The following is a 4,768-nucleotide window of genomic DNA, read 5'->3' as shown; positions in this document are numbered from 1 at the left end:
TAATTGCAGATAATACTCTCCGCAGTTCATTACTTATACTGTAAATTTTATTAACGTCATTGGTGGAGACAATTTCTGCAAACTTTCTTTTTACCGTCCAATAATCAATATTTCTATTGTGATTGTTAACCACTGCGTGCATTGGCGGGATTGAAGGGTGAAAAATATGTGCAATTGGGAAGCCTTTCATTGATGCCTGCCTTGTCGTCATGACAAACAATAATAGATGCTTATTTTCCTCGCACGACACTTATGCACTATCAAAAAACGCTCATTTACCCGGCGTTACAGTAAACGAAGCAACATTCTGTGTCCTACGCTGATGTAAAGCACAGTGAAAATCCCCCTTGTTGACTTCGTCTGACCTTATCGCGGCGACCAGCAATTATTCGTTTTGTGATCCTCAACACAAAATGCTATTCGTCGCCTATGAGGGGAGAAGAATTTATGGAAAACGATTGCATTCACAAAATGACGTCCTGTCAGAAGAGAAAAAGTTGACGTTAATCAATTGTTCGAGATGATCAATACCTGTATTCGAAATTTTAAAATATTGATAAAATAAATGTTTGTTCTCCAACAAATAGCGTGAAAAAATGTGATGTGCCGCAGTATTTATCGCTGAAAATGGTTTATTTATAATAAAATTTGAGAACTTGCTCATTAAATTTAACTCAAATTTTGCGTGGTAATTATCCGGTAATTGCTTGAAATATGGTCTCAGCCCCTTTTTTGTATTAACCACATAACGAATGATGTTATCGCCATAAAATATGGTTATCCCCGTCATTTTTTTTTGATAAAAATCAGGGTTTATGCTGATTTTTATGCTTTAACTTGTTGATATTTAAAGGTATTTAATTGTAATAACGATACCTTGGAAAGTAATGAAAGTTAATTTGTGAGTGGTCGCACATATCCTGTTTATTTCATTTTGATACACTTCATGCCGTCAATGAGGTAATTAACGTAGGTCGTTATGAGCACTATTCTTCTTCCGAAAACGCAGCACCTGGTAGTCTTTCAGGAAGTCATTAGAAGTGGCTCTATCGGCTCGGCTGCAAAAGAATTAGGGTTAACTCAACCGGCCGTCAGTAAAATCATTAACGATATTGAAGATTATTTTGGTGTGGAATTAGTGGTGCGGAAAAATACCGGTGTAACATTAACACCTGCCGGTCAATTGTTACTCTCCCGTTCCGAATCCATTACCCGTGAAATGAAAAATATGGTTAATGAGATAAGCGGTATGTCTTCTGAGGCGGTGGTGGAAGTCTCATTTGGTTTTCCTTCATTGATTGGTTTTACTTTTATGTCAGGGATGATCAACAAGTTCAAAGAGGTGTTCCCGAAAGCGCAGGTTTCTATGTATGAAGCGCAACTGTCTTCGTTCTTACCGGCAATCCGCGACGGTCGACTGGATTTTGCGATTGGTACGTTAAGTGCAGAAATGAAGCTTCAGGATTTACATGTTGAGCCGCTGTTCGAGTCCGAGTTTGTGCTGGTAGCCAGTAAGTCCCGAACATGCACCGGCACCACCACGCTGGAGTCGTTGAAGAACGAACAGTGGGTGTTGCCACAAACTAATATGGGGTACTACAGCGAACTGCTTACTACGTTACAAAGAAATGGCATCAGTATTGAAAACATCGTTAAAACCGACTCAGTCGTGACAATTTATAATCTTGTTCTCAATGCTGATTTCTTAACTGTAATTCCTTGTGATATGACGTCACCTTTTGGTTCTAATCAATTTATTACTATTCCGGTTGAAGAAACATTACCTGTGGCACAATATGCCGCGGTATGGTCGAAAAATTATCGTATTAAAAAAGCAGCATCGGTTTTGGTGGAATTAGCCAAAGAGTATTCATCTTATAATGGGTGTAGACGAAGGCAATTAATAGAAGTTGGTTAGTTATTTGTTTTTATTTAAACATAAATAATCCACCTGTCTGTTTTGCAGGTGTCGGTTACGGTTACCTACATATTTAATTCAGGCGAAGAGGTTTTATAATGCATATTACATACGATCTGCCGGTTGCTATTGATGATATTATTGAAGCGAAACAACGACTGGCTGGGCGAATTTATAAAACAGGCATGCCTCGCTCCAAATATTTTAGTGAACGTTGCAAAGGTGAAATATTCCTGAAGTTTGAAAATATGCAGCGTACGGGTTCATTTAAAATTCGTGGCGCATTTAATAAATTAAGTTCACTGACCGATGCGGAAAAACGCAAAGGCGTGGTGGCCTGTTCTGCGGGCAACCATGCGCAAGGGGTTTCGCTCTCCTGCGCGATGCTGGGTATCGACGGTAAAGTGGTGATGCCAAAAGGTGCGCCAAAATCCAAAGTAGCGGCAACGTGCGACTACTCCGCAGAAGTCGTTCTGCATGGTGATAACTTCAACGACACTATCGCTAAAGTGAGCGAAATTGTCGAAATGGAAGGTCGTATTTTTATCCCACCTTACGATGATCCGAAAGTGATTGCTGGCCAGGGAACGATTGGTCTGGAAATTATGGAAGATCTCTATGATGTCGATAACGTGATTGTGCCAATTGGTGGTGGTGGTTTAATTGCTGGTATTGCGGTGGCAATTAAATCTATTAACCCGACCATTCGTGTTATTGGCGTACAGTCAGAAAACGTTCACGGCATGGCGGCTTCTTTCCACTCCGGAGAAATAACCACGCACCGAACTACCGGCACCCTGGCGGATGGTTGTGATGTCTCCCGCCCGGGTAATTTAACTTACGAAATCGTTCGTGAATTAGTCGATGACATCGTGCTGGTCAGCGAAGACGAAATCAGAAACAGTATGATTGCCTTAATTCAGCGCAATAAAGTCGTCACCGAAGGCGCAGGCGCTCTGGCATGTGCTGCATTATTAAGCGGTAAATTAGACCAATATATTCAAAACAGAAAAACCGTCAGTATTATTTCCGGCGGCAATATCGATCTTTCTTGCGTCTCTCAAATCACCGGTTTCGTTGACGCTTAATTAATTCGTTGAGGATAGGATATGAGTACTTCAGATAGCATTGTATCCAGCCAGACAAAACAATCGTCCTGGCGTAAATCAGATACCACATGGACGTTAGGCTTGTTTGGTACGGCAATCGGCGCCGGGGTGCTGTTCTTCCCTATCCGCGCAGGTTTTGGCGGACTGATCCCGATTCTTCTGATGTTGGTATTGGCATACCCCATCGCATTTTATTGCCACCGGGCGCTGGCGCGTCTGTGTCTTTCTGGCTCTAACCCTTCCGGCAACATTACGGAAACGGTGGAAGAGCATTTTGGTAAAACTGGCGGCGTGGTTATCACGTTCCTGTACTTCTTCGCGATTTGCCCACTGCTGTGGATTTATGGCGTTACTATTACCAATACCTTTATGACGTTCTGGGAAAACCAGCTCGGATTTGCACCGCTGAATCGCGGCTTTGTGGCGCTGTTCCTGTTGCTGCTGATGGCTTTCGTCATCTGGTTTGGTAAGGATCTGATGGTTAAAGTGATGAGCTACCTGGTATGGCCGTTTATCGCCAGCCTGGTGCTGATTTCTCTGTCGCTGATCCCTTACTGGAACTCTGCAGTTATCGACCAGGTTGACCTCGGTTCGCTGTCGTTAACCGGTCATGACGGTATCCTGATCACTGTCTGGCTGGGGATTTCCATCATGGTTTTCTCCTTTAACTTCTCGCCAATCGTCTCTTCCTTCGTGGTTTCTAAACGTGAAGAGTATGAGAAAGACTTCGGTCGCGACTTCACCGAACGTAAATGTTCCCAAATCATTTCTCGTGCCAGCATGCTGATGGTTGCAGTGGTGATGTTCTTTGCCTTTAGCTGCCTGTTTACTCTGTCTCCGGCCAACATGGCGGAAGCCAAAGCGCAGAATATTCCAGTGCTTTCTTATCTGGCTAACCACTTTGCGTCCATGACCGGTACGAAAACAACGTTCGCGATTACACTGGAATATGCGGCTTCCATCATCGCACTCGTGGCTATCTTCAAATCTTTCTTCGGTCACTATCTGGGGACGCTGGAAGGCTTGAATGGTCTGATTCTGAAGTTCGGTTATAAAGGTGACAAAACCAAAGTGTCGCTGGGTAAACTGAATACTCTCAGCATGATCTTCATCATGGGCTCCACCTGGGTTGTTGCCTACGCCAACCCGAACATCCTCGACCTGATTGAAGCCATGGGCGCACCGATTATCGCATCCCTGCTGTGCCTGTTGCCGATGTATGCTATCCGTAAAGCGCCGTCTCTGGCGAAATACCGTGGTCGTCTGGATAACGTGTTTGTTACCGTGATTGGTCTGCTGACCATCCTGAACATCGTATACAAACTGTTTTAATCCGTAACTCAGGATGAGAAAAGAGATGAATGAATTTCCGGTTGTTTTGGTTATTAACTGTGGTTCGTCTTCGATTAAGTTTTCCGTACTCGATGCCAGCGACTGTGAAGTATTAATGTCAGGTATTGCCGACGGTATTAACTCGGAAAATGCATTCTTATCCGTAAATGGTGGAGAGCCAGCACCGCTGGCTCTCCACAGCTACGAAGGTGCATTGAAGGCAATTGCATTTGAACTGGAAAAACGGAATTTAAATGACAGCGTGGCCTTAATTGGCCACCGCATCGCTCACGGCGGCAGTATTTTTACCGAGTCCGCCATTATTACCGATGAAGTCATTGATAATATCCGTCGCGTTTCTCCACTGGCACCCCTGCATAATTACGCAAATTTAAGTGGTATTGAATCG

The 4,768-nt window shown here is 43.6% G+C and carries 4 protein-coding genes and 2 pseudogenes; 4 read left to right on the top strand and 2 right to left on the bottom strand.

Annotated features, from left to right (window positions below):
• Both yhaB and tdcR read right to left on the bottom strand, forming a co-directional pair.
• A pseudogene (gene yhaB / locus ACUU1M_RS18820) lies at nucleotides 1–190 on the bottom strand (protein YhaB); the annotation flags it as partial.
• A 255-nt stretch (nucleotides 191–445) separates the two neighbouring features.
• The gene (gene tdcR / locus ACUU1M_RS18815; protein ID WP_214284587.1) at nucleotides 446–664 is read right to left on the bottom strand and encodes a transcriptional activator TdcR; all 219 of its coding nucleotides are present in this window, start codon (nucleotides 662–664) and stop codon (nucleotides 446–448) included.
• Nucleotides 665–979: 315 nt separating this feature from the next.
• On the opposite strand from tdcR, the gene tdcA reads away from it, so the two are divergent.
• From tdcA to ACUU1M_RS18795, 4 genes and pseudogenes are all read left to right on the top strand, one after another.
• On the top strand, nucleotides 980–1,918 hold the full coding sequence (gene tdcA, locus ACUU1M_RS18810) for a transcriptional regulator TdcA (RefSeq protein ID WP_000104211.1): 939 nt from the start codon (nucleotides 980–982) through the stop codon (nucleotides 1,916–1,918).
• Nucleotides 1,919–2,016: 98 nt separating this feature from the next.
• On the top strand, nucleotides 2,017–3,006 hold the full coding sequence (tdcB, locus tag ACUU1M_RS18805) for a bifunctional threonine ammonia-lyase/L-serine ammonia-lyase TdcB (protein WP_000548341.1): 990 nt from the start codon (nucleotides 2,017–2,019) through the stop codon (nucleotides 3,004–3,006).
• Nucleotides 3,007–3,027: 21 nt separating this feature from the next.
• Nucleotides 3,028–4,359, top strand: a complete 1,332-nt coding sequence (tdcC, locus tag ACUU1M_RS18800; RefSeq protein WP_000107721.1) for a threonine/serine transporter TdcC — start codon at nucleotides 3,028–3,030, stop codon at nucleotides 4,357–4,359.
• 25 nt (nucleotides 4,360–4,384) lie between these two features.
• Nucleotides 4,385–4,768: pseudogene (locus ACUU1M_RS18795) on the top strand (propionate/acetate kinase); the annotation flags it as partial.

The organism is Shigella sp. SIG6 (assembly GCF_053555815.1).
The sequence above is the reverse complement of the archived record's forward strand: the minus strand, read 5'-3'. Positions and strand labels throughout refer to the sequence as shown.

Coding starts and splice junctions, on each gene's coding strand:
- tdcR (WP_214284587.1), bottom strand. CDS start 664: ATGAGCAAGTTCTCAAATTTTATTATAAATAAACCATTTTCAGCGATA.
- tdcA (WP_000104211.1), top strand. CDS start 980: ATGAGCACTATTCTTCTTCCGAAAACGCAGCACCTGGTAGTCTTTCAG.
- tdcB (WP_000548341.1), top strand. CDS start 2,017: ATGCATATTACATACGATCTGCCGGTTGCTATTGATGATATTATTGAA.
- tdcC (WP_000107721.1), top strand. CDS start 3,028: ATGAGTACTTCAGATAGCATTGTATCCAGCCAGACAAAACAATCGTCC.